Genomic DNA, 24,209 nt, shown 5'->3' with positions numbered 1-24,209 from the left:
CTCTCCTCTGGTAGTGCGGGGGCCATAGTGTGCGCCCTTGCCGATTTATTTTCTAATCGCTGCATCCGTTTGCACGTGCCGTGGGTAGTACAGGTAGCAGCGCCTTGCTGCCCTTAAGGAGAGACACCGATGAACGCCAAAGCCCTGTTCTGCGTGACCTGCCTGTTTGCCGCTGCACCGACCGCCTTTGCCCAGACCGGTTTACCCGACAGCATCAAGGTGCCGGACGGTCACAAGGTGGCGATGGAAACCACTGGAGTCGGCGAAATCACTTATGAATGCCGGGACAAGGCCAACGCTGCCGGCCAGACCGAATGGTTTTTTGTCGGGCCCAAGGCCGTGCTCAATGACCGCAATGGCCAGCAGGTCGGCAGCTACTTCGGCCCGCCGGCCACCTGGCAGGCCAAGGACGGTTCGAAAGTCACCGGCACCCAGTTGGCGGTGGCGCCGTCCAGCCCCGGCAACCTGCCCTATCAACTGGTCAAGGCCAACCCCGCCGAAGGCAAGGGCGCGATGAGTGGCGTCGCCTACATTCAGCGGGTCGCCCTCAAGGGTGGCGTGGCGCCCAGCACCGAATGCACTGCCGCCAACAAGGGCCAGCAGGCAGTGGTGAAGTACCAGGCCGACTACATCTTCTGGGCGGCCAATTAACCAAACTCGTCTACGCTGCTGCCAAAGCGCCCCGGGCTCACCGCCGGGGCCTCCACCTGGAAACCTGTCTTTGCCTGAAGCCGATTTTGACTATGAAGCCTGCCTGCTGGCCTGCGCCCGTGGCGAACAACCGGCCTTGCGCGGGCTGTACCAACAGGAAAGCTCCCGGCTGCTGGGAGTGGCCTTGCGCATCGTGCGCGACAAGGCCGTGGCCGAAGACATCGTGCATGACGCCTTTATCAAGATCTGGAAGGGTGCCGCCAGCTTTGACCCGCACAAAGGCTCGGCCCGCGGCTGGGTGTACAGCGTGACCCGGCATCTGGCGCTGAATGCTGTGCGCAGCAGTGGCCGCGAAGTGCCCCTCAGCGAAGAGCATGAACGTGCAGAACACACCGACACCTTCGACTATCAGGCGCGCTCGGGGCGCATCTACAGTTGCCTCGAACAACTCGACCCGGCCCGCCGCAATTGCATCCTGCATGCGTATGTAGACGGTTATTCCCACAGCGAAATCGCGCAAAAACTCGGTACCCCGCTGGGCACCGTGAAAGCGTGGATCAAACGCAGCCTCGCGGCATTGCGTGAGTGCATGGCATGAACAGCATCGACGAACTGGCCAGCGAATATGTGCTGGGCACCTTGCCCGCCGAGCAGCGTGCCGAGGTGGAACAGCGCCTGGCAACTGACACCGCGTTACGCGCAGCGGTGGACGCCTGGGAGCAGCGCCTGTTGCCATTGACCGAACAGGCCCCGCCCGCAACGCCTTCTGTGTATTTATGGCGACGCATCGAACGCAGCCTGGGGCATTCGGCCACTCACGGTTCGCCCGTCCCGTGGTGGAACCGGCTGGCCCTGTGGCGTGGGCTGGCCGGTGCCGGCATCGCGGCAAGCCTGGTATTGGCGACGCTGCTCCTGACCCGTACGGCGGTCATCCACCCGACCGCTTATGTGGTGGTGCTGGTGGCCCCGCAGAACCAGGCGCCGGGCTGGGTGATCCAGGCGAGCAATACTCAGGAAATCCAGCTGATTCCACTGGGCGTGATGGAAGTACCGGCAGACAAGACCTTGCAGTTCTGGACCAAGGGCGAAGACTGGCAAGGCCCGGTGTCGCTGGGCTTGGTCAAGCCAGGGCAGACGTTGTCAGTGCCGCTGGACAAACTCCCGCCACTGGCGCCGAACCAGCTGTTTGAGCTGACCCTGGAAAACCCGGGTGGCTCGAAAACCGGCAAGCCGACAGGTCCGATTCAGGCAATTGGCCGGGCGGTTAAAGTAATCTGAACGTAATGCAATGTTGTGGAAGGCCAGTTCGTGCACTGGCATTACATCTCGGGGCTATGGCGTCACCATTGCGCTATAGAATCGGGCTCGAAAACCCGGCTCCCTGGACCCTTCATGCCCGCAAAGACCCGTTCGCTGCTGATTCTCGCCCTCGTCGTCATCTTCACCGGCATCGGCGCCGGCCTGGGCGGCATGCTCCTGGCCTTGCTGTTGCACGGCATCCAGCATCTGGCTTACGGCTACAGCCTCGACAGCCTGATCAGCCATGAAACCTTTCTGCTCGGCGTCAGCGCCGCCGCCCCCGAACGCCGGGTGTTGGTGCTGATCACCTGCGGCCTGGTGGCCGGCGTGGGTTGGTGGTTGATCTACCGCTATGGCCGCCCGTTGGTGAGCATCAAGCAAGCGGTCTCGGCCGAGGCGCCGATCATGCCGCCCAAGACCACCCTCGCCCACGCCGTGCTGCAAATCATCACCGTGGCCCTCGGCTCGCCCTTGGGCCGTGAGGTGGCGCCACGGGAAGTCGGCGCGCTGGCGGCCACCTGGTTGTCACAACGGGCGCGGCTGGCGCCGGACCTGCATCGGCTGATCGTCGCCTGCGGCGCGGGTGCCGGGCTGGCGGCGGTGTACAACGTGCCGCTGGGTGGCGCGGTGTTTGTGCTCGAGGTGTTGGTGGGCGTATTCAGTTGGCCGGCGGCGGTGATCGCCCTGGCCACCTCGGCCATCGGCGCGTCAGTGGCCTGGATCGGCCTGGGGGCAGAGGCGCAATACGTGGTGCCGCACTTTGTGCTCAGCCCTGGCTTGATCGCCTGGGCGCTGGCCTGCGGGCCGGTGTTTGGGTTGGCCGCCTACGGGTTCACCCGCCTGACCGGCGCAGCCCGCAGCAACGCCGCCCGTGGCTGGCGGCTGCCGGTGCTGTCGTTGCTCAACTTCACCCTCATTGGCGGCCTGGCGATTTTCCTGCCGCAAATCCTCGGCAACGGCAAAGGCCCGGCGCAGTTGGGCTTCGACAACGAGCTGACCATCGCCCTGGCCGCCGTGCTGCTGGTGGTCAAGGTGCTGATCACCGCCAGCAGCCTGCGCGCCGGTGCCGAAGGCGGCCTGCTGACCCCGGCGCTGGCCAACGGCGCGTTGCTCGCAATCATCCTCGGTGGCGCCTGGAACCTGCTGTGGCCCGGCGTACCGCTGGGGGCGTTCGCGATCATCGGTGCGGCGGCGTTCCTGGCATCGAGCATGAGCATGCCGCTGACGGCAATTGTGCTGGTGGCGGAATTCACCCGCATCGACCATGACTTCCTGGTGCCGATCATTCTCGCGGTGGCGGGTTCGATGTGCATGAGCAAGCTGTGCGTCCTGTGGGAAAAGCGTTGAAGAAGCTGGATTAAAACCCCGACAAGCGCCATCCTCCGCGCTTTAAGCCGCCCCACCAGCGGCGTTCTACGCACAAAGGATATGCCCATGCACGACCAACCCCTCGCCCCCGCCGATTTCGAATTCATCGACGAAACCCTGCTCAAGTACGGCGACGACCATTCGGTGCTGAACCTGGCCGAACTCGACGGCTACTTCACCGCGCTGGTTTCAAGCCCCGCGCAGGTGGAGGTTGCCGAATGGTTTCCCGGTATCTTTGGTGGGCAGAACCCGGATTGGGAAAGCCCGGAAGAAGCCGGGCAGTTTCTTGAACTGTGCGTGCGCCATATGAACGCCATTGCCACGCAACTGGCGACCGATGCCCAAGGTTTCAAGGCGCGCTTCGAAGAAACCGAGCACCAGGAGCAGCCACTGACCCTGGCGGAAGAATGGTGCTTTGGCTATATCCGTGGCGCCGCCATTGGCAACTGGCCAGCGCTGCCCGCCGAACAGGCCGGGCAACTGGAGAAGATTTCCTGGTGCGCCGAGCAGGACAACTTCGAACTGCCGGCAGACCTGGATGTTGATGCCCATCAACAACGGGTCGCCGCTATCGAACCGGCCGCCCGCGCGTTGCACGACTACTGGTTGGCCCAGCGCTGATTGGGCGTGTGCTGAACGCAACACCTGTGGCGAGGGAGCTTGCTCCCGCTGGGGTGCGAAGCGCCCCTGATTTTCAGGGCTGCTCCGCAGCCCAGCGGGAGCAAGCTCCCTCGCCACATTTTGTTTTGCCTCCAGGTTCAGTTGTCGCTAGTTGAAATCGACGTCAAACGCCTGATAGAACGCATTGCCGGTGTTGGCCACGATCCACATCAACACCAGCACATGCCGGCCCTTCTTGCCCTTGGGCAATGTCACCTGATGTTCAACCTTGGCCTTCAGTTCAGCCGAGTGCTGGTAATACGGCACCTGGGTATAGAAGTCCTCGAAGAACGGTTTGGGCTCCAGTTGAGCGCGGCTGATGCGCTGTTTGGGGTCCCAACCGTCCTTGGTGATCAACCAGCGATAACCACGGGTTACGTGTGCGGCGGTGTAAGCCCACTGCACCTTGAACACCTGGCCGGCTTCAACATTCAGTAACGGCCAGTTAAACGGGGTGTTGAGCTTTTTACCCATTTCTTCGTCGGTGAAGTTCACGCAGTCGCGGGCATCGGTCTTGCCGCCGCTGAGGATGTGCCCGTCGGCGGGGGGCGTGACGCTCTGATCGTCGGTTTCGTAAGGCGCCGGAAACGGGCCGGCGTTGAGGGCCGGGAAGTTCTTGCCGCCTTCCATTTCGTTGACTTGCCAGCCTTCCAGCAGGCCGCGTTCTACCGCTACCGAGCCACGGCTGGCGGGTGTCACCACGCGACCATGCTTGAGTTGAGTCTGGGGTTTGTTCATTTCAGTCACTCCTTGATTGAAGACCTCCCGTCATGGGAAGCGCCCTGAACTTAGCCCACCCGGCCGGGTTGTCTACCGGACGGTTCTGTCAGACAAATCGCGTCACGCCCTTGTTTTGCGGAGTTTTCGCAGCGGTCCTGCACCGGGTCTGTCGTCGGTCCTACCCTGCAACAGGCGATCGGACTACAGCGGCCGTCCGTGAACACTGGGCTTCAGGCCGTCATCGTTCGCTCAATCGACATCAACGTCGGAAATGTCGACCAGTGTTGGTTTAACGATTGCGATGCCGGGTCGATTCTTGATATGACAGGCGCCTTCAACAGCAAAGCCCACCCAAAGGACTGACCCGCCATGACCGCCCACGCCAGCGCTTTCCACGCCTTGCACCACGCTCAATTGTTGATCCTGCCCAACGTCGCCGATGCCGGCGGTGCGCGCCTGGTGGCGCAACTGGGCAGCCAGGCCGTCGCCACCAGCAGCGCGGCCGTTGCCTGGACCCACGGCTACAAGGACGGCAATCAGCTGCCGCTGCCGCTGCTGGTCAGCACCGTGCAATCCATCGCCCGGGTGATTGACGTGCCGCTGAGCGTGGACATTGAGGCCGGTTATTCCGACGACCCGGAGCACGTGGGCCGGGTGATCAAGGCCGTGATCGACGCGGGCGCCGTCGGCGTCAATATCGAGGACGGTGCCGGCACCCCTGAACTGCTGGCGCGCAAGATCGAGGTTGCCCGTCGTGTGGCGGACAGCTGTGGTGTGAAGCTGTTTATCAACGCCCGCAGCGATGTGTATCTGAAAGGGTTGGCTCCAGAGCCACAGCGCTTTGAGGAAATGCTCAAGCGTGCGGCGCTTTATCAAAGTGCAGGCGCCGACGGGCTGTTCGCCGCCGGTATCCACCTGGAACAGGAGATCCGGCAGCTTTGCCAGGCGACCACCCTGCCCGTCAACGTACTGGCCTGGGCCGGGCTACCCGAACCGGAGACGCTGCAAGCCCTGGGCGTGCGTCGGCTGACGGCGGGCTCAAGTATCGCCGAGTTCCTGTATGGCGCCATGCACAGCCTGGCCGAAGGTTTCCTGCGAACCGGGAAGCTCGATACCCATGAACTGAAGGCGTTCACCTACGGCGACTTGAATGGTCGCATGGCGCCATAACTGTTGAGTCCCAACGATCCCTGCTCGACAACGGTGGCGTGTTTGGCCGATTATTCGTGTCCGCCAAACGCCACCCGCCTTGAAGCAGGAGCCTTGTACCTTGAGTTCGCAGAAAACCGTGACCGTTACACCGCCCAACTTTCCATTGAACGGCAAGGTAGCGCCCCCCGGCTCCAAATCCATTACCAACCGTGCCCTACTGCTGGCGGCCCTGGCCAAGGGCACCAGCCGCTTGAGCGGCGCGTTGAAAAGCGATGACACCCGCCACATGTCGGTGGCCCTGCGGCAGATGGGCGTGGTGATCGATGAACCGGATGACACCACGTTCGTTGTCACCAGTGCTGGCAAGCTGCAATTGCCGGCGCAGCCGCTGTTCCTCGGCAACGCCGGCACGGCGATGCGCTTTCTCACCGCCGCCGTGGCCACCGTGCAAGGCACCGTGGTGCTGGACGGCGACGCCTACATGCAAAAACGCCCGATCGGCCCGCTGCTGGCGACCCTCGGCCAGAATGGCATCAAGGTCGACAGCCCTACCGGTTGCCCACCCGTGACCGTCCACGGCACTGGTCGCGTGCAAGCCAAGCGTTTCGAGATCGACGGCGGCCTGTCGAGCCAGTACGTGTCGGCGCTGTTGATGCTCGCGGCGTGCGGCGAAGCGCCGATTGAAGTGGCCCTGACCGGCAAGGACATTGGCGCCCGTGGCTACGTCGACCTGACCCTGGACTGCATGCGCGCCTTCGGTGCCCAAGTGGACATCGTCGATGAAAGCACCTGGCGCGTGGCCGCGACCGGCTACACCGCCCACGACTACCTGATCGAGCCTGACGCTTCCGCCGCCACCTATTTGTGGGCCGCCGAAGTGCTGACCAGTGGCCGCATCGACCTCGGTGTCGCCCCACAGGATTTCACCCAGCCCGATGCCAAGGCCCAGGCCGTGATCGCGCAGTTCCCGCACATGCAGCCGGTGGTCATCGGTTCGCAGATGCAGGACGCAATCCCCACCCTCGCCGTGCTCGCCGCGTTCAATAACACACCTGTACGCTTCACAGAGCTGGCCAACCTGCGGGTCAAGGAATGTGATCGGGTGCAGGCACTGCATGACGGCCTGAATGAAATCCGTCCGGGCCTGGCGACCATTGAAGGTGATGATTTGCTGGTGGCCAGCGATCCGGCCCTGGCGGGCACCACGTGCAACGCGCTGATCGACACCCACGCCGACCACCGCATTGCCATGTGCTTTGCCCTGGCGGGCCTGAAAGTTTCAGGCATCAGAATTCAGGACCCGGACTGCGTCGGCAAGACCTATCCTGAGTACTGGAAAGAGCTGGAAAGCCTTGGGGTCCATCTGACCTGGTAAGCCGTCGGCGCCGATAACGGCAGGGAGTATTGATGACGATTCGCCAACCCTGCCCACCCGGCGTCTGCGACTGCAATCGCGAGCAACTGCTCGACCTTCCCGGCGCCGATGCGCGCATCCTGCACCTGACGCGCCAGGAAGAAAAACGCCTGCTCGAACGCCTCGAAAACCTGCAAAGCCTGCCCGACCTGGAACGCATGCAACAGCTGATGCACCAGCAACTGGGCATTCGCGTGCATGTCGCGCCGGGTCATACCGAAGTGAAGACGATGCGCGGGATTCAGATCGTTATCGATGACTTGCCTGGGTTGTGTCGCAAGACCCGGCAGTCGATCCCGGCGGCGATTCGCAAGGGCATGGAGAAACGGCCGGAGATTGCGTATCGGTTGCTGGATGCCCATGACTTGTTTCGCGAAGGTTGAGGGCGGCGTTCCATTTGCGACGATTTTCACGCTTCAGTCTGCGAGCCTGCTGGTATTCGAGGCGAGCCTGGGCCATCTCCTGAGTACGCGGGGGCCGAAAGCCGGCTTTGTAGCGCTTGCGTTCGTGACGAAGTAGAACGAGTTCTGCGCGCATTTGGCGGTGGCGGTGGGTATTGAGCAGGTAGAGGCTCAGCAGCGGGAACAGCAGCCCCGTTATGTAGATAAAAGGATGGGGCTGATAGCTGTAGGTGAACAGCACAATGAAAAAGCTCATCACACAACTGCCTGCCAGTATCCAGATGCCCCAGGCGCGACCTCGGAGGATAAGAAAGTTGCCCGCTGACAAGATAATGGAAGCGATGCCCACATCCAGTCCCGTGTAACTACGATAAGCAGGCACACCTCGCATGTAGGTACTGTCCATCGACGCCCCCGCGGCCGCGAGAGCAAAAAGCGCAAACATAAAAGCACAGATGAAAACCGGAAAATAGTGAGCCATAAAAGCTCTAGGGGAATTTCTCAGTTCCATTATTCAAACTCTTCATATAGGCCGATGGCCAGTGTCCGGATATTCCCGGAGACGCCGCTGCCTATGACACTCATGGTTGCACCCACCGCGTCCTGAATCTGCGTGATCGTGGCGTGATTAATCTGGGTTGGTGAATAGCTCTTTGGCAGCGCCGCTGTGCGTTGTCGAAACTTGCGTAAAGCGATGCTCATATGAGGGTCCCTAAGCCTCAATAGCTCGTTGGTCAGCGCTTTTCTTTGCTGACGAGTAAGGCCTCTGGAAAGCTCGGACCAACTTCTGCCCGTCGAGACTTTTCTGGCCTGTAACAACCTCAGCGTGGTCAAGCCGGAAGTCCCCGCGCCCAGCAAGGAAACGCCGTCCAGCACTGGCATTACGTAGTGATACCAGTCCCGTTCGCTCATCTCGTCATTAGCGGTGGGGTCGCTGATTTCGTTGTAGGTCCTGATCGCTGCCACGCCACATTGAAATGAACTTGCTGTTGCTGCCGCCGCACCTATGCCAGCCACCACAGTACTAACGCCTGCCGTGAACGGAATCGCCACAGTCCCACTGGTGGCCACAAACCACCCTAATATCGCGCCGCTAAACGACGCCCCCATCCCGACGGCCTCAAGTACCACCTGCGACTCCCTCGGCTCCTGCTGCAGCTCCCGTATAAAATCCAGCCGCGCCATGTACCTCGGCGCCTCACGCAAAACCAGCCGTTTGGGCAACACACTGCAAATCGGCTGAAACTCACGCAACGTCACCGGCCACAGTTGATCATCGAGGTACACCACTCCTGCCCCCGCAATCGCCGGATCGGCATCGATCGCGGCAAACAACCGGCCGAGGTCGATACTGCCTTCGATTCGTTCGCGGGTGGTGCGATGGGCCGCGGGAAAACCGTCTTTCAATACGCTGGAAGTCATTCCTTTACTCCTGGATTGCACAAGAACGCAGAGAGTAAGAGTGATCCGCTTAAAAAATTGTCGGAAAACTCCTCTTTTCCAGACAGGCACTTCCCGATCACATCTCAGCGTCTTGTGGGCAATCATTCCAATTGGAAAAGTACGCCCCGCGCCATTACCGGCGACAGTTACGACAAGGAGCAACAATGGCGACTGATATGTTTTTGAAGCTGGGCGATATCAAGGGTGAGTCCAACGACCAGGCACACCGTGATGAAATCGAGATCAGTAGTTGGGGCTGGGGGATGAAACAGTCAGGATCAATGCATTCTGGTACGGGTGGCGGTGCTGGCAAGGTCAATATAAGAAACCTGTCGATTACCAAGACTCTGGACAAGTCCACGCCCAACTTGATGATGGCGTGTTCCACCGGCAAACATTATCCCGAAGCCCGGCTGGTGGTTCGTAAAGCGGGCGGTGCCAGCGCCGTGGAGTACCTGGTCATTACGCTCAAGGAAGTCATGGTGACGTCCTACGAAACCGGGGCAGTGACAACCAGCGATGTGCTGACCGAAGAAGTCAGCCTGAACTTCGCCAAAGTCGAGGTCAGTTACCAGCCGCAGAAATCCGATGGCGGCAAGGATGGAGGGGCGCTCAAGTACGGTTGGAATATCCGAGAGAACGTCAAAATCTGATATTTGAAACGGGCGCAAACTCACTTGAGTCGAGGGTGCGCCCCTCGAGCAACGGATGGCTCAGGCGGTTTCGCAAGGTTCCAGGGTGACGAACAGTTGTCGCCCCAACTTCGCCACCGTCTCAAGATGCTGTTCTGCGGCGCCACTCTCAGAGTCCAGCAGCAGCTCGGACGTCAGCACCTTCGCCCCGCAGTAATCAAAGATCCCATGGTCGATTTGCGTACGCATCGCGTTGGCATAGCCGTGGCGTTCAAACACGCCTTCATCCGCCCCGCCGACGCCCAGCAAGTGCACCTGAAGATGGCCAAGTTTTTTCACCACCTTGGTTTCAAGGCTGTAGTCGATCGCCCAGCCGTTGACGAACACTCGGTCGATCCAGCCCTTGAGCAAGGCCGGCATCGACCACCAGAAGATCGGGAACACCAGCACCAAGGCGTCGGCGCGGTCGAGTCGCGCCTGTTCGGCCTGTACGTCGGCCGGCGGCGTGGCGCGGGTGCGGTGCACTTTATGGTCGGCGGCGTTGTAGCGCGGGTCGAAACCTTCGGCGGCAAGGTCGGCGATTTCATAGGTGTGGCCGGCGGCGATTATGCCGGCAGCGGCCTGTTTGGCGAGGCTGTGGGTCAGGGAGTGTGAGTCATGATGAGCAACAACGATCAGCGCGTGCATAGCGGTGACTCCTTCGGGGGGTGGCGATTAGAAGGCAAATTGAGTAGGCTTGAGCTAAGTTACCGTTGGTAAGTTACTTTTGGTATATAAGCATGTCAAGCGATCAATCCCCTGCCCCTCGCCGCCGCCTGTCCCGGGATGACCGGTTACGCCAGTTGCTCGACGTCGCCTGGCAACTGGTGCGTGAAGAAGGCACCGACGCCCTGACACTGGGGCATCTGGCTGAGTTGGCCGGCGTTACCAAGCCGGTGGTGTATGACCATTTTGGCGATCGCGCGGGGCTGTTGGCCGCGCTGTATGAAGATTTCGATGCCCGACAGAACCAGGTGTTTGCCGCCGCAATCGAGGCCAGCGAACCCACCCTGGACGACCGCGCCTGGGTGATCGCCTCGTGCTATGTCGACTGTGTGTTGCTGCAGGGACGTGAAATTCCGGGCGTGATTTCCGCCTTGGCTGGCAGCCCGGAGCTGGAGAGCATCAAGCGTGAGTACGACGCGATTTTCCTCGGCAAGTGCCGCGATGCCCTCGCCCCCTTTGCCGTGGACGGTGTGATAAGCCAGGCCGGTTTAAGGGGAATGTTGGGCGCAGCGCAAGCCTTGTCCCATGCCGCAGCGAGCGGGGAAATCAGCGCGCTGGAGGCACAGGAGGAGCTGTTTGCGAGCATCAAGTCGATGGTGAGTCGAGGCGTCCGTTAGCCCAGCCTTGCGTGCACAAACATCCGGGCCTTGTGGGTCATCTGGTCGAAGTGTCGATCACGCTGTTTCTCCGCATCGATCATCGCCCGCTTGCCGTGTTTTTGCAGGAGATAAGTGTGGATCTGCCGCACCTCCAGCGAGCTGTAGATCGACGCCACATCCAGCAGGCCCATCAAGCCGTCAGTGCTGTAGTCGCGGGTGTTCATCAGCACCTGGGTACCGCGCACGCCGCGCAGTTGAAAGCCCATGGACTCGAACGCCGGCACCTTCTCCACCGCGCAGGTCAGTTCGGCATGGGGGTAGCGGCCCAGCATGTCGTGCATCATCGCCCGCGCCACGCCTTGGCGCCGATGGCTGGCGTGCACCGCCATGTACGCCACGCCGCACGCCTCGGGATCGTCCTTCACCGGCAGGTACAGCAGGAAGCCGATCACCTGCTCCTGCGCGTCCAGGGCAACGATCAATTCCACCGCAATGCCTTTGGAGCCGCCCAGCGCTTCCAGGTACAGGTGCACTTCGTAGCCAATGGCGTACTGGTAGACGTTGTACAGCAGGTTGCTCGGCGGGATGGCGACCATGCTGATGTCCGTCAGGTAGTCGACCACCATCTGCAGGATCTGCGCGTTGATCGGCTCGGGGCATGGGGTTTCATAATGGGTAAGGCTGAACATTCGAATTCCTGGTGTTTCATTTTAAGGCCCGGCGGATTGTACCTGCTGAAGGGCCGCCGTGGTCCCGGAAACACCCATTGTGGCGAGGGAGCTTGCTCCCGCTGGGCTGCGTAGCAGCCCCATTAAGCGCACCGCGTTCTTTCAGCTGGAAACAGAATGCAGGGTTTGGGGCTGCTTCGCAGCCCAGCGGGAGCAAGCTCCCTCTCCACAGGGGGGGCGGTGCTTTCGAAATGGGTGTCCAGGCTCGGCTCATTGCGCACAGACCTCCCGCAGGCAACCGCGCAGCCAGCGATGGGCCAGGTCGGCGTCCAGGCGCGGGTGCCAGAGCATCGACACAGTGAAGTCCGGGAAGGCAAACGGCAGCGCAAAGCGGTGGAGGTCGCTGTGCAGGTTGGCCGTATGGCGCTCCGGCACGCTGGCGATCAGGTCGGTGCTGCGGGCCAGTGCCAGAGCGGTGGAGAAGCCGGCGACGATGGTTACCACGTCCCGGGTCAGCCCCAGCGCTTCAAGGGCTTGATGGATCTGGCCCTGATCACGACCGCGCCGGGACACGTAGATGTGCTGGCCTTCGGCGAAGCGTTGCGGTGTGACGACGCCTTCGCTCAGCAGGTGCCCTTTGCGCACCACACCGATAAATCTGTCGCGGAACAGCGCCTGGGTCAGCACCTCGGGGCTGGCACTGCTGTCGACCACGCCGGTTTCCAGGTCGACGCTGCCATCGCGCAGCGGCGTACTGCCTTTGTCCGGCTTGTGCACGAAGCGCAACCTCACACCCGGCGCCTCCCGGGCGATCCGCGCCAACAGCGCCGGGCCGAAGTTTTCGACAAATCCGTCGCTGGTACGCAAGGTGAAGGTGCGTTCCAGTTGGCTCAGGTCCAACGTCGCCGCCGGTCGCAACACCGCTTCGGCGTCCTGCACCAACTGGCTGACCTGTTCGCGCAACGCCAGGGCGCGTGGCGTGGGGACAAGGCCGCGCCCGGCGCGCACCAATAACGGATCGCCCGTGGTTGCCCGCAGTCTTGCCAAGGCCCGGCTCATCGCCGACGGGCTCAGGCGCAAGCGTTGAGCGGCACGGGCGACGCTGCCTTCGGCGAGCAACACATCCAGGGTGACCAACAAATTCAGATCGGGTGTCGACACGGCAAACCTCACAGGGCGTTTGGCGCACGTATAAAGTGCAAATGCTGCGCCTTCCGCCATGTTAGGCGACGGCGTAGATTTCCGACAGCGGTCAAATCCAGGAGCCTCTTGATGAAATCACCTGCACCCCGTGGCGCCCTCGCCGCCCTGTCACTGTCCATGTTGCTGGCGTCGTTGGGCACCAGCATCGCCAACGTCGGCCTGCCAAGCCTGGTGCAGGCGTTTGATGCCTCCTTTCAGGCGGCGCAGTGGGTGGTGCTTGCGTACTTGCTGGCAATCACCGCGGTGATCGTCAGCGTCGGGCGACTGGGGGACCTGATGGGCCGCAGCCGTTTGCTGCTGGCGGGGTTACTGCTCTTCACCGTGGCCTCGGCCTTGTGCGGCCTGGCCCCGTCCCTCGGGCTGTTGATTGCGGCCCGCGCCGTGCAAGGCCTGGGCGCGGCAATCATGATGGCCATGACGATGGCGCTGGTGGGCGAGACCGTCCCCAAGGAGCGTACCGGCCGTGCCATGGGTTTGCTGGGCACGATGTCGGCCATGGGCACCGCGCTGGGGCCAAGCCTTGGCGGGATGCTGATCGCCGGGTTTGGCTGGCGCGCGCTGTTCTTCATCACCGTGCCACTGGGATTGCTGACCTTTGCCCTCGCCCGGCGCTATCTGCGTGTCGAGCGCCGCGAACAACAGCCTGCGCATTCCGGGTTCAGTTTCTTGTCGACGCTACGGGATTCGACCCTGAGTGCTGGCCTGGCCATGAGCGCCCTGGTGTCGGCGGTGATGATGGCGACACTCGTCGTCGGGCCCTTCTACCTGACCCACGGTGCGGGCCTTGCCTCCGCCTGGATGGGCCTGACCATGGCAGTCGGGCCCTGCGTTTCGGCATTAATGGGCGTACCTGCCGGGCGTTTGACCGACCGTTTCGGCAGCGGCCCGATGACCATCGCCGGGCGGCTTGCGATGCTGGCCGGCAGCCTGTTGCTCTCACTGACGCCGCTGAACATCGGCATTGCCGGGTACATCGGCCCGCTGATTATCCTCACCCTCGGCTACGCCCAGTTTCAGGCCGCCAACAACACCGCAGTGATGAGCAACGTACTGCCAGACCGTCGAGGCGTGGTCGCCGGCCTGCTCAATCTGTCGCGCAATCTGGGGCTGATCGCCGGCGCTTCGGCCTTGGGCGCGGTGTTTGCGCGGGTTTCAGGTGACCTCGCCACGGCTACTCCCGACGACGTGGGAAGTGGCATGCAAGCCACGTTCGGCGTGGCATTGGCACTGATTGGTGTAGGCCTTTTCCTGGCCCTACGCAGCCGGTTCCGCGTTACACCTGTCTTGACAAGGTAAAATCGTAACGACTATTGTCTGACAACCTGATTACCAAGGTTTTCCCATGCTTGAGCTCCAGCGCCCTGATTCGCTCGTGATGCGCGTTGTCAGCGCCATTCGTGCAGAAATCGATTCCGGCCAACTGGCGCCCGAAGCGCGCCTGCCCACCGAACAGCAACTGGCTGAACAGCTCAACGTCAGCCGTTCGGTGGTGCGTGAAGCAATTGCCCAGCTCAAGGCCGACGGCGTACTGACTGCACGGCGTGGCCTGGGCTCATTTATCTCCCAGACTCCCGCCGGCACCGTGTTCCGCTTTCCGGAAAAAAACGGCCGCCGCCCGGACCTCGCGCAGATGTTCGAAGTACGCCTGTGGATCGAAACCCAGGCCGCCTCGATTGCCGCCCGGCGCCGCGATGCCGCTGACCTGCACCGCATGAAAACCGCCCTGCAGGAAATGCACGACAAACGCGCTGACTTCGAAGCCGCCGCCCTGGCCGATGTGGAATTCCATCGCGCCATCGCCGAGGCCAGCAAGAACGACTATTTCGTGGCCTTCCATGACTTCCTCCGCAGCCAACTGGCCAGTGCGCGCAAGACCGCCTGGGAAAACTCTGCCAGCCGTTTTGTCAGTGGTTCAGCCGACGCCACCCAGGAACACACCGCGCTGTACCAGGCCATCGTCGACGGTGACGCCCAAGGCGCCGCTGCCTGTGCCGAGGCGCACTTGCGCGCGGCAGCACGGCGTTTGCACCTGGAATTGCCCGACATCAACTGATCGATTCAAATCCGTTTAAAGCGTGCCGGTGGCGCGCCGTTTTTTAACAAAACCATTAGTCTGACAACCTGATAAGCAGACTGAAATGCGTAGGTACCTAAAACAATGATTTATGACTTTTGCATCATCGGCGGCGGCATCGTTGGCTTGGCCACCGCGATGGAGTTGCTCAAGCGCCAGCCCAACGCGTCCTTGGTGATCCTGGAAAAGGAAACCCTCCTGGCCAAGCACCAGACCGGCCACAACAGCGGCGTGATCCATGCCGGTATCTATTACGCGCCGGGCAGCCTCAAGGCCGAGTTGTGCAAACGCGGCGCCGAAGCCACCAAGCAGTTCTGCACCGAGCACGGGATCAAGTTCGAGGTGTGCGGCAAGTTGCTCGTGGCCTCCACCCCGCTGGAAGTGCAGCGAATGGAAGCCCTTTACGCCCGCTCGCAGCTCAACGGCATGAAAGTCGAACGCCTGGACGCCGATCAGCTGCGCCAGCGCGAACCGAACATCGTCGGACTGGGCGGATTGTTTCTCGACGCCACCGGCATCGTCGATTACCGCGAAGTCTGCGAAACCATGGCCCGGGTCATCCGCCGCGCCGGCGGGGAAATCTGCCTGGAACGCACTGTGACCTCCATCGTCGAGGACACCGACAAAGTCACCGTCAGCACCCGGGGTGAAAGCTGGCAGGCCAAGCACCTGGTGGTGTGCGCAGGTTTGCAGTCGGACCGTCTGGCGGTAATGGCCGGGGTCAAGATCGACCACCAGATCATCCCGTTTCGCGGCGAATACTTCCGCCTGCCGGAATCGAAGAACAACATCGTCAACCACCTGATCTACCCGATTCCTGATCCGGAGCTGCCGTTCCTCGGCGTGCACCTGACCCGCATGATCGACGGCAGCGTCACCGTCGGCCCGAATGCCGTACTCGGCCTGGGCCGCGAAAACTATCGCAAGTTCTCGGTGAACTGGCGTGATGTGGCGCAGTACGCGAGCTTCCCGGGCTTCTGGAAAACCCTCTGGCAGAACCTCGGTTCCGGCAGCCTCGAGATGAAGAACTCGCTGTTCAAATCCGGCTACCTGGAGCAGTGCCGCAAGTACTGCCCTTCGCTCAACATCGAAGACCTGCTGCCCTATGAAGCCGGCATCCGCGCCCAGGCCGTGATGCGCGACGGCACCCTGGTGCACGACTTCCTGTTCGCCCAGACCCCGCGAATGCTCCACGTGTGCAACGCGCCTTCACCCGCTGCCACCTCTGCAATCCCCATCGGCGCGATGATCGCCGACCGCATGTTCAAGCCCGACTGACACCCGCGACACGCCTCACTTTGACAATAAATATAATGACTCATAAGGACGTACAGAATGACGGCAACAGCCCGCACCCCGGACTTTGAAACCCCCGAGCAAACCCAGAAACGCCTGCGCAAAGTCGCGGCCGCGACGATCTTCGGCTCGATGCTGGAGTGGTATGACTTTTACCTGTACGCCACCATGGCGGCGATTGTGTTCTCGAAGATTTTCTTCGATAACAGCGACCCGAAAGCCGCCACGCTGATGGCGTTTTCCACCTTTGCCATCGGCTTCATCGCCCGCCCGTTCGGCGGCATTCTGTTCGGCTACCTGGGGGACAAGTTCGGGCGTAAACAAGTGCTGGTGCTGACCTTCTGCATGATGGGCGTGTGCACCACGCTGATCGGCCTGATCCCCAGCTACGCCTCCATCGGCATCTGGGCGCCGATCGTGCTGGTGTTTATCCGCATCATCCAGGGCCTGGGCGCCGGTGCCGAATTGTCCGGCGCGGCGGTCACCTCCTACGAGCACGCCTCGGAAGGCAAGCGCGGCAGCCAGGGTGCATGGCCGGCACTGGGTTTGAACCTGGGCTTGCTGCTGTCGTCGCTGACCGTGTACCTGCTGACCATCAACGGCAACGAGTTCCTGCTGGCCGGCGGCTGGCGGATTCCGTTCATTTGCAGCATCGCACTGGTAGGTGTGGGCCTGTGGGTGCGCAACAGCATCCCGGAAACCCCGGAGTTCAAGGAGTTGAGCAAGGAAACCGCGAAGGCCAAGGCCTCGCCGCTCAAGGCGCTGTTCAAGAACGACCTCAAGGGTTTGGCGGTGGTGTTCTTCGTGGCGATTGGCTACAACGCCCTGAGCTACATCTTCAAGACCTTTTCCCTGGCGTACCTGACCCAGTTCAAGGGCGTTGATGTGCACGTGACGTCGCTGTCGGTGACCATCGCCAGCCTGATCGCCATCGTCGCCGTGCCGTGCTTCGGCTGGTTGTGCGACAAGTGGAGCAGCAAGACCGTGCTGATGCTCGGCGGCCTGCTGTCGCTGCTGTTTGCCTACCCGTTCCTGGCGCTGCTCAACACGGGTGAGAGCCTGATGATCTACATCGCCATCGGCGTGGGCACCGGCCTCCTCGCCCCGATGATGTTTGCGCCCCAGGGTTCGTTCCTGAGCCGCCAGTTCCCGACCCAGACCCGCTCTTCAGGCTTTGGCACCGGGCGCGAAATCGGCACCGCAATCGCAGGTGGCCTCGCGCCATTAGGCGCCTTGTCGATGGTCGCGGCGTCGGCCACCCACTCCACTGATGGCGTTGTGATAATCCTCGCCATCTCATCGCTACTGGTGGTGGTGTTCGCCCTGTGCGATCAGGGCCGTAAACACTCGGCATTCAAGAACTGAGGCAAAAAGTTCGGACCAACGGGTGCATGGAAGCCCCTTCATCGCGCATCATGGGCACTTTCAAGCTCAAGGGAAACGTCCATGCGCGTTCTGTCATTGATGATGGGTCTTACGACGCTGGCCGCCAGTCTGGTGTTTAGCGCCCAGGCGCAGGCGGGTGAAGAAAGCCTGTTGGTCGACTCGATCAATCAATACCGCAGCCAGGTTCAGCGCTGCGGCACTCAGGGTTCCCAGGAATTGCCGCCGCTGGCCAGCGACACGCGTCTGGTGCTGCCGGTCAACAGCGTCGGCGATCTGCAGCAGGCGTTGGCGCGGGCGGCGTACCCGATGGTCAACGTCCAGGCCATCAGCCTGTCGGGGCCAAAGAACGCTGAAGCGGCGATGAAGGCCGTGCGCGAAAGTTTTTGCCGGGTGGTGCTCGACCCGCAATTCATTGATATCGGCGTAAGCAACAGCGGCCAGGACTGGCGCATTGTGCTGGCCCGTCCGCTATTGACCAGTGGCCTGGGCGAGAGCCAGACCGAAGGCAGGAAGGTCCTCGACCTCATCAACGCCGCCCGCCAGCTACCCCGCCAGTGTGGCGGCCAGGCCTTTGCCGCCACCACACCCCTGAGCTGGAACGAACAACTCGCCACCGCCGCCGCCGGCCACGCGCGCAACATGGCCAACGGCAACTTCTTCGATCACCTCGACCATGACGGCCGCACCCCGGGTGACCGGGCTGAACTGGCGGGCTACATCGGCCAGCAGATCGGCGAGAACATCGCCGCCGGCATGGACACCCCGCGCAAGGTGGTCGACGGCTGGCTCGCCAGCCCCGGGCATTGCGCCAACCTGATGAACCCGCAATTCCGCGAAATGGGCGCCGCCTACGCCATGGACCCGAAAAGTGATGCCGGCATCTACTGGACGGGGTTGTTTGGCGTGCAGCAATAGCGGTTTGTATCCCAACGTATCTTCGCGCCGCGGCGACACACTGCGAGGCGCGGTGCCACTGGCGATGACACATTGCGGATACGCCAGCACGGTTTCCTGTGCACACCGGCCCACCCCGGGCCACTCACCAGGAAACCGTCATGTCCCAGAACAGCACCGTGCTCTACACCGGCAAAACCCACACCACTGGCGGCCGTGAAGGCGCCTCCCACAGCGATGACCTGCAACTGGACATCAAGCTGTCGCCGCCCGGTTCCAAGGCACCGGGCACCAACCCTGAGCAACTGTTTGGTGCCGGTTGGTCCGCTTGCTTTATCGGCGCGATGGGCAAAGCTGCACAAACCCTGCAAATCCGCCTGCCGGCCGATACCGCTGTGAGCGCCGAAGTGGACCTGGTGAACAGCCCGGAACGCGGCTATTACCTGCAAGCGCGCCTGCGTGTCAGCCTGCCGGGTATTGAACATTCGGCCGCCCAGGCACTGGTGGACCTGGCCCACCAGACGTGCCCGTACTCCAAGGCCACTCGCGGCAATATCGAGGTGGCGATCAGCGTGGCCTGAAGGCGGTTTGGCGGGTCATTGTCCAACGCAGGCATTAAAATGCCATCTAGTGGATAATCCCGCTGAACCGGCTGGGTCCAGGGGTGTCTGTTGCTTGGCATCCCTACTCAGCAAACCGTGGCAAAGAAGGCGTTCACCGAATGACAAACTGGCTGCAAGGCGGCGGCGAAATGGCCGAAAGGGTCCGGCATCACGATTGGGCCAATACCCCACTGGGGCCGCTGGACCAATGGCCAGACGTACTGAAGACCACCGTCGCGCTGTGCCTTGCCTCCAGTTTCCCTCAAGCGATCATCTGGGGGCCTTCGCTGATCACGCTGTACAACGACGGCTTTATCCCGATTCTTGGCGACAAACCCGATGCCCTTGGGCGGCCTTTCAGCGAGATCTGGCAGGAAGCCTGGCCCCAAATCAGCCCCTTCGCCGACGCCGCCTTCGCGGGTGAAGCCACCTTTATCGAAAACTTCCCGTTGATCGTCGAACGCGGCGGCGCGCCGGAGCAGGCGTACTTCACCTTCTGCTACAGCCCGATCCGCGATGTGCAAGGCAAAGTCGTCGGCATGCTCGACACCGTCACCGAAACCACCGCCACCGTTGTCCTGTCCCGCCGACTGACCGAGTTGAATGCGAGCCTGGAGCAGCGCGTCAACGAAAGAACCGCCCTGCTGATCCAGACTGAAGCCGCCTTGCGCCAATCGCAAAAGCTCGAAGCCATCGGCCAGTTGACCGGGGGCGTGGCCCATGACTTCAACAACCTGCTGACCATCATTCGTTCATCCGTGGACTTCCTGCGCCTGCCGAGCCTGTCCGAAGAACGTCGCCAACGCTACATGAGCGCCGTCACCGACACCGTGGAGCGGGCCGGTAAATTGACCAGTCAGTTGCTCGCGTTCGCCCGCCGCCAGCCGCTCAACCCGGAAGTGTTCGATGCGGCCCAGCGGGTCAAGAACATCGGCGAGATGCTCGAGACGGTCACTGGCGCGCGGATTCAGGTGCGCGTCGAACTGCCGGCGCAGCCGTGCTACATCCGCGCCGACTCCAGTCAGTTTGAAACCGCACTGATCAACGTCGCCCTCAACGCCCGGGACGCCATGAACGGCCAGGGCACCCTGACCCTGCGCCTGGATGCCGATCAAGCACTGCCGAGCATCCGTGGTGACGCCGGCTCACAGCAGGCGTTTATTGCGATCTCCCTCACCGACACCGGCAGCGGGATTCCCGGTGAGACGTTCGAGCGCATCTTCGAACCGTTTTTCACTACCAAGGAAGTTGGCAAGGGCACCGGCCTCGGGCTGTCCCAGGTGTTCGGCTTCGCCAAGCAGTCAGGCGGCAACGTCGATGTGGCCAGCCAAGTCGGCCAAGGCACGGTGTTTACCCTGTACCTGCCGCAAGTGGTGCCCGAAGAGGGCGTTGAACGCTGCACACCCGAAACGTGTGGCCTGATCGCGGACTGCGCCCAGCGCCATATTCTGGTGGTGGAAGACAACCTGGAAGTGGGCCGCTTTGCCAATCAGATCCTCCAGGACCTGGGCTACCAGACCACCTGGGCGACCAATGCCGAACAGGCCCTGGAGCTGGCCGGTACAGAGGTAAAGGGATTCGATGCGGTGTTTTCCGATGTGGTGATGCCCGGCATCACCGGCGTGGCGCTGGCCAGGGAATTGCGGCGGCGCAGGCCTGGCTTGCCGGTGGTGCTGACCTCGGGCTACAGCGAGGAGCTGGCAGAAAGCGGCTACGAAGGCCTGGCCTTCCTGCCCAAGCCCTACTCCGCCGACCAGGTCTCACAGGTGCTGGCCAAGGCGTTGCTCAAGGGCTAAGCCCTATTCCGCCACCGCCACCTGGTTACGCCCGAGGGCCTTGGCGCGGTACAGCGCCTTGTCTGCGGTGTTCATCAAGCCGTGCAGGTCCTGGTCCACCGCCCTGGCCCAGGCCACGCCGAGGCTCGCGGTCAACCCATGGACCGGCTCACTGGTCAACCCCGCGATGGCCTTGATCAACTGCTCGGCAATGTGCCGGCCGGTCTCCAGCGACGTATCCGGCAGCAGCACCGCAAACTCCTCGCCCCCCAACCGCCCGTAGACATCGGCCTGGCGAAACGACGCGCTGATCACCCCGCCGATCTGCCGCAGCACCTGGTCCCCGGCCTGGTGGCCGTAGGTGTCATTGATGTTTTTGAAATGGTCCATGTCCATCATCAGCGCACACAACGGCTGCTGGTTATGCCGACATTGTTCGTAGAGCAACTGCGCGTGCTCGAAGAACGCCCGGCGGTTCATCAGCCCGGTGAGCTCGTCGGTTTGTGCGGCGCGGGTGGAAATATTGTGGGCACGTTCCATTTGCCGGGTCAGGCGAAAGGCTTTCTCCAAGGCATCCGACAGCTTGCGCGTGGCGCCACCGACAAACGAGGAAAACACCAGCACCGCCAGCGCCATGCCGACTTGCATCGAGGACGGTTGAAACAGCAGCCACAGGGTGCATGGCAGCAGAACCAGGCCCATCGAGACCAGGGTCATGTAGCGATAGGCCGAATAACAGGAGACGGCGCTGACCGACATGCCCACGGTGAACAACATCACCAGGGCCTGGGAGAGTCGGTCGTCAGTGGGCATCAGCGCGAGCGCACCGAGCCCCCACACCCCGGCGGACAACATCAGCGTCACCCAGTAACGCCGTTCCCAGCGTGCGGGGGTGCGATCACTGATGGGGCAGCGAAACCAGGCCATGAACATCGACACTCGCAGCAGCGACGTGCCCGCCAGCACCACCAGCCACACCAGCATTACCGAGTGATCAAACCGCTCCCAGCACAGCCAGCAGAGCATCGCGGCGGCCATGTAACTGCCGAACACCGCAGAAAATGATTGGCGAAACAGCTGGTGCAATCGATCTGTTCGTACCTGCTCCTCGATGAAGCAATCCTGGTCCTGCCCACGCCCAAGGCCATTCATTTGGTCCGCCTGATCTTACTGCCGCGACAAAGTGCCATTGTGGCATCCTGCCAGTAGCCCTAACAACTGAATCAAGCGTGCTAGAGCGCCGAAAGCAGGATAAATATAGGTGAACACCTTCTCTCTCGCTTCCAGGATCAGAGCCCATCCATGCCTGACTACCCGATAACCACCCAACGATTGATGCTAAGGCCCCCAACGGTCGACGATGCGGCCAGTGTATTCGCCATTTATGGCGATCCCGAGACGAACCGCTACAACCCGGCAGGCCCCTTGACCGACCTGGATCAAGCAAAAGCCGTGCTGGATCGCTGGCTGGAGCACTGGGCAGAACATGGCTTTGGCCAATGGGCGATCGTGACCCAAGAGACGCCACAACGCGTGATCGGCTTTGGGGGCATCACGCTGTACCACTACAACGAGGTTGAGCGGATCAACCTGGGTTACCGCTTCGCGGTCAGCGCCTGGGGCCAAGGCTATGCGACGGAGCTTGCCAGGGCGGCGTTGCAGTTTGGCTTTGTCGAACTGGACCAGCCGCAGGTGTACGGCGTGGTGCGTCCGGCGCATCAGGCGTCGATCAACGTGCTGGAAAAAATCGGCATGCAACGCATCGATGAGCTGGACGATGTGCCCGGGCAAGCGCCTAGCCTGGTGTACAGGGCGATCCGGCCTCTCTGAACTATGTATCGCAGTGTGTCCAGACCACCCTGCGATACAAAACGTTTAACCCGATGGTTTTCTCGAAACAGGCCGGATACACCACTGCGTTCAACTGTGAGCCAGGCACACAACCCGCCGCTGGAGACTCACCATGCACCCACCGTTGAACACCCCGCCCGGTTTCACGCCCCGCCGCCTGATGGGCGCGTCGTTGCTGGCCCTTACGCTGTTGCAGTTCGGTGGCGTCGGCGTAGCCAGTGCACAGGACACACCAGCGCTTGCAGTTGCCAGCGCCAGTGCCCACACCACGCTTGGCCCGTTGAAACATGTGAAGGCCGGCTTGCTGGACGTGGCCTACGCTGAAGTCGGCCCGGCCGAAGGGCCGGTGGTGATCCTGCTGCATGGCTGGCCCTACGACATTGACAGCTACTCCGAAGTAGCGCCGCTGCTGGCCGCCCAGGGCTACCGGGTGCTGGTGCCTTACGCCCGCGGCTACGGCGACACGCACTTCCTGTCGGCAAAGACCCTGCGCAACGGCCAGCCCGCCGCACTCGCGGTCGATCTGATCGACTTCATGGATGCACTGAAAATCAAACACGCCGTGCTCGGCGGCTACGACTGGGGCGCACGCACCGCCGACATCGTCTCGGCACTGTGGCCGGAGCGGGTCAAGGCGCTGGTATCGGTCAGCGGCTACCTGATCGGCAACCAGGCTGCCGGCAAGAACCCGCTGCCGCCCAAGGCCGAGCTGCAATGGTGGTACCAGTTCTACTTCGCCACCGATCGCGGCGCCGCCGGCTACGCAAAAAACACCCACGACTTCGCCAAACTGATCTGGCAGATCGCCTCGCCGAAATGGGCGTTTGACGACGCCACCTTCGACCGCAGCGCCAAAGGCCTGGACAACCCCGATCATGTCGCCGTGTCGATCTTCAACTACCGCTGGCGCCTGGGGCTGGTGCAGGGTGAAAAGAAATACGCAGCGCTGGAGCAGAAACTCGCCACCGCCCCGTCCATCGGCGTACCCACCATCACCCTGGAAGGCGACGCCAACGGCGCGCCACACCCGGCAGCGGAAGACTACGCCAAGCGCTTTACCGGCAAGTACGAATACCGGTTGATCAGCGGCGGCATCGGCCACAACCTGCCGCAGGAAGCACCGCAAGCGTTTGCCAAGGCTGTAATTGATGCGGATCACCTGTGATGAAGCGCCTGCATCTTGCTGCACTCGTCGCTGCAACCGCCGCCGTGGTGGCCACGGCTACCGGTGGACCAGGCGAAGCATGAGACGTGCTTTGCCTGCCATCAGGCGTTGGTGAAGAACCACGATTATGTGTTCACCCGGCTGGCGCCTTGAGACGAACCTCTGGGCCAAATGAAGAAGGCAGCCCGTAG

At 62.1% G+C, this 24,209-nt stretch carries 25 protein-coding genes and 1 pseudogene; 20 read left to right on the top strand and 6 right to left on the bottom strand.

Annotated elements, in window-relative coordinates:
* Window positions 1-129 precede the first annotated feature (129 nt).
* The 5 genes from LIY45_RS08080 to LIY45_RS08060 all read left to right on the top strand — a co-directional run bounded on the left by LIY45_RS08080 (window position 130) and on the right by LIY45_RS08060 (window position 3,939).
* Entirely contained in the window at window positions 130-651 is a 522-nt protein-coding gene (locus LIY45_RS08080) for a DUF3455 domain-containing protein (RefSeq protein ID WP_226475917.1), read from the top strand.
* Window positions 652-721: 70 nt separating this feature from the next.
* Window positions 722-1,249, top strand: coding sequence for a sigma-70 family RNA polymerase sigma factor (locus tag LIY45_RS08075; RefSeq protein WP_226475916.1), 528 nt, complete (start codon window positions 722-724; stop codon window positions 1,247-1,249).
* On the top strand, window positions 1,246-1,929 hold the full coding sequence (locus LIY45_RS08070) for an anti-sigma factor (protein WP_226475915.1): 684 nt from the start codon (window positions 1,246-1,248) through the stop codon (window positions 1,927-1,929). The genes LIY45_RS08075 and LIY45_RS08070 overlap by 4 nt, the downstream gene beginning before the upstream one ends.
* Window positions 1,930-2,043: 114 nt before the next feature.
* Window positions 2,044-3,297 (top strand): chloride channel protein, encoded by a 1,254-nt coding sequence (locus LIY45_RS08065; protein WP_226475914.1) that lies wholly within the window; start codon window positions 2,044-2,046, stop codon window positions 3,295-3,297.
* 87 nt (window positions 3,298-3,384) lie between these two features.
* The gene (locus tag LIY45_RS08060; protein WP_226475913.1) at window positions 3,385-3,939 is read left to right on the top strand and encodes a UPF0149 family protein; all 555 of its coding nucleotides are present in this window, start codon (window positions 3,385-3,387) and stop codon (window positions 3,937-3,939) included.
* 147 nt (window positions 3,940-4,086) lie between these two features.
* Here the strand turns inward: LIY45_RS08060 and LIY45_RS08055 are convergent, their stop codons facing one another.
* Complete coding sequence (locus LIY45_RS08055) at window positions 4,087-4,716, bottom strand: lytic polysaccharide monooxygenase auxiliary activity family 9 protein (protein ID WP_017475573.1); 630 nt, start codon at window positions 4,714-4,716, stop codon at window positions 4,087-4,089.
* 351 nt (window positions 4,717-5,067) lie between these two features.
* Here LIY45_RS08055 and LIY45_RS08050 point away from each other — a divergent pair, with 351 nt between their 5' ends.
* From LIY45_RS08050 to LIY45_RS08040, 3 genes are all read left to right on the top strand, one after another.
* Window positions 5,068-5,868, top strand: a complete 801-nt coding sequence (locus LIY45_RS08050) for an isocitrate lyase/phosphoenolpyruvate mutase family protein (protein WP_226475912.1) — start codon at window positions 5,068-5,070, stop codon at window positions 5,866-5,868.
* Window positions 5,869-5,968: 100 nt separating this feature from the next.
* On the top strand, window positions 5,969-7,225 hold the full coding sequence (gene aroA, locus LIY45_RS08045) for a 3-phosphoshikimate 1-carboxyvinyltransferase (protein WP_226475911.1): 1,257 nt from the start codon (window positions 5,969-5,971) through the stop codon (window positions 7,223-7,225).
* A gap of 32 nt (window positions 7,226-7,257) precedes the next feature.
* Complete coding sequence (locus LIY45_RS08040) at window positions 7,258-7,647, top strand: hypothetical protein (protein WP_017475570.1); 390 nt, start codon at window positions 7,258-7,260, stop codon at window positions 7,645-7,647.
* Window positions 7,648-8,175: 528 nt separating this feature from the next.
* On the opposite strand, the gene LIY45_RS08035 is transcribed toward LIY45_RS08040, so the two are convergent.
* Window positions 8,176-9,087: an NAD synthetase gene (locus LIY45_RS08035; RefSeq protein ID WP_226475910.1), complete on the bottom strand. Its 912-nt coding sequence runs from the start codon at window positions 9,085-9,087 to the stop codon at window positions 8,176-8,178.
* A 185-nt stretch (window positions 9,088-9,272) separates the two neighbouring features.
* On the opposite strand from LIY45_RS08035, the gene LIY45_RS08030 reads away from it, so the two are divergent.
* Window positions 9,273-9,761, top strand: coding sequence for a type VI secretion system tube protein Hcp (locus LIY45_RS08030; RefSeq protein WP_226475909.1), 489 nt, complete (start codon window positions 9,273-9,275; stop codon window positions 9,759-9,761).
* 60 nt (window positions 9,762-9,821) lie between these two features.
* Here the strand turns inward: LIY45_RS08030 and LIY45_RS08025 are convergent, their stop codons facing one another.
* On the bottom strand, window positions 9,822-10,427 hold the full coding sequence (locus LIY45_RS08025) for an NAD(P)H-dependent oxidoreductase (protein ID WP_226475908.1): 606 nt from the start codon (window positions 10,425-10,427) through the stop codon (window positions 9,822-9,824).
* 92 nt (window positions 10,428-10,519) lie between these two features.
* On the opposite strand from LIY45_RS08025, the gene LIY45_RS08020 reads away from it, so the two are divergent.
* The gene (locus LIY45_RS08020) at window positions 10,520-11,122 is read left to right on the top strand and encodes a TetR/AcrR family transcriptional regulator (RefSeq protein ID WP_017475564.1); all 603 of its coding nucleotides are present in this window, start codon (window positions 10,520-10,522) and stop codon (window positions 11,120-11,122) included.
* Here LIY45_RS08020 and LIY45_RS08015 read toward each other — a convergent pair.
* Both LIY45_RS08015 and LIY45_RS08010 read right to left on the bottom strand, forming a co-directional pair.
* Window positions 11,119-11,793: a GNAT family N-acetyltransferase gene (locus LIY45_RS08015; RefSeq protein WP_226475907.1), complete on the bottom strand. Its 675-nt coding sequence runs from the start codon at window positions 11,791-11,793 to the stop codon at window positions 11,119-11,121. The two genes, LIY45_RS08020 and LIY45_RS08015, sit on opposite strands and share 4 nt — an antisense overlap.
* A gap of 249 nt (window positions 11,794-12,042) precedes the next feature.
* Window positions 12,043-12,933: a LysR family transcriptional regulator gene (locus tag LIY45_RS08010; protein ID WP_226475906.1), complete on the bottom strand. Its 891-nt coding sequence runs from the start codon at window positions 12,931-12,933 to the stop codon at window positions 12,043-12,045.
* Between the two features lie 111 nt (window positions 12,934-13,044).
* Here LIY45_RS08010 and LIY45_RS08005 point away from each other — a divergent pair, with 111 nt between their 5' ends.
* The 7 genes from LIY45_RS08005 to LIY45_RS07975 all read left to right on the top strand — a co-directional run bounded on the left by LIY45_RS08005 (window position 13,045) and on the right by LIY45_RS07975 (window position 21,023).
* The gene (locus LIY45_RS08005; RefSeq protein WP_226475905.1) at window positions 13,045-14,271 is read left to right on the top strand and encodes an MFS transporter; all 1,227 of its coding nucleotides are present in this window, start codon (window positions 13,045-13,047) and stop codon (window positions 14,269-14,271) included.
* 46 nt (window positions 14,272-14,317) lie between these two features.
* Window positions 14,318-15,028, top strand: coding sequence for a FadR/GntR family transcriptional regulator (locus tag LIY45_RS08000; protein ID WP_017475560.1), 711 nt, complete (start codon window positions 14,318-14,320; stop codon window positions 15,026-15,028).
* A gap of 105 nt (window positions 15,029-15,133) precedes the next feature.
* Window positions 15,134-16,327 carry an L-2-hydroxyglutarate oxidase gene (gene lhgO, locus LIY45_RS07995; RefSeq protein ID WP_226475904.1) on the top strand — a complete coding sequence of 398 codons (1,194 nt, stop codon included), beginning with the start codon at window positions 15,134-15,136 and terminating at the stop codon, window positions 16,325-16,327.
* A 57-nt stretch (window positions 16,328-16,384) separates the two neighbouring features.
* On the top strand, window positions 16,385-17,710 hold the full coding sequence (locus LIY45_RS07990) for an MFS transporter (protein WP_226475903.1): 1,326 nt from the start codon (window positions 16,385-16,387) through the stop codon (window positions 17,708-17,710).
* A gap of 81 nt (window positions 17,711-17,791) precedes the next feature.
* A complete protein-coding gene (locus tag LIY45_RS07985) occupies window positions 17,792-18,646 on the top strand; it encodes a CAP domain-containing protein (RefSeq protein WP_226475902.1) in 855 nt (284 codons plus the stop codon).
* A 140-nt stretch (window positions 18,647-18,786) separates the two neighbouring features.
* Window positions 18,787-19,206 (top strand): organic hydroperoxide resistance protein, encoded by a 420-nt coding sequence (locus LIY45_RS07980; RefSeq protein WP_226475901.1) that lies wholly within the window; start codon window positions 18,787-18,789, stop codon window positions 19,204-19,206.
* Window positions 19,207-19,346: 140 nt separating this feature from the next.
* Entirely contained in the window at window positions 19,347-21,023 is a 1,677-nt protein-coding gene (locus LIY45_RS07975; RefSeq protein WP_226475900.1) for an ATP-binding protein, read from the top strand.
* A 3-nt stretch (window positions 21,024-21,026) separates the two neighbouring features.
* Here the strand turns inward: LIY45_RS07975 and LIY45_RS07970 are convergent, their stop codons facing one another.
* Window positions 21,027-22,154, bottom strand: coding sequence for a GGDEF domain-containing protein (locus tag LIY45_RS07970; RefSeq protein ID WP_226475899.1), 1,128 nt, complete (start codon window positions 22,152-22,154; stop codon window positions 21,027-21,029).
* A gap of 150 nt (window positions 22,155-22,304) precedes the next feature.
* On the opposite strand from LIY45_RS07970, the gene LIY45_RS07965 reads away from it, so the two are divergent.
* From LIY45_RS07965 to LIY45_RS07955, 3 genes and pseudogenes are all read left to right on the top strand, one after another.
* On the top strand, window positions 22,305-22,832 hold the full coding sequence (locus tag LIY45_RS07965; protein ID WP_226475898.1) for a GNAT family N-acetyltransferase: 528 nt from the start codon (window positions 22,305-22,307) through the stop codon (window positions 22,830-22,832).
* Window positions 22,833-22,965: 133 nt separating this feature from the next.
* The gene (locus tag LIY45_RS07960) at window positions 22,966-24,018 is read left to right on the top strand and encodes an alpha/beta hydrolase (protein WP_226475897.1); all 1,053 of its coding nucleotides are present in this window, start codon (window positions 22,966-22,968) and stop codon (window positions 24,016-24,018) included.
* Between the two features lie 60 nt (window positions 24,019-24,078).
* A pseudogene (locus LIY45_RS07955) lies at window positions 24,079-24,171 on the top strand (cytochrome C oxidase subunit III); the annotation flags it as partial.
* Window positions 24,172-24,209: the final 38 nt, after the last annotated feature.

The organism is Pseudomonas sp. MWU16-30323 (genome assembly GCF_020515595.1).
Taxonomy (GTDB): Bacteria; Pseudomonadota; Gammaproteobacteria; order Pseudomonadales; family Pseudomonadaceae; genus Aquipseudomonas; species Aquipseudomonas yamanorum.
This window is presented reverse-complemented; position numbering and strand designations above follow the sequence as displayed.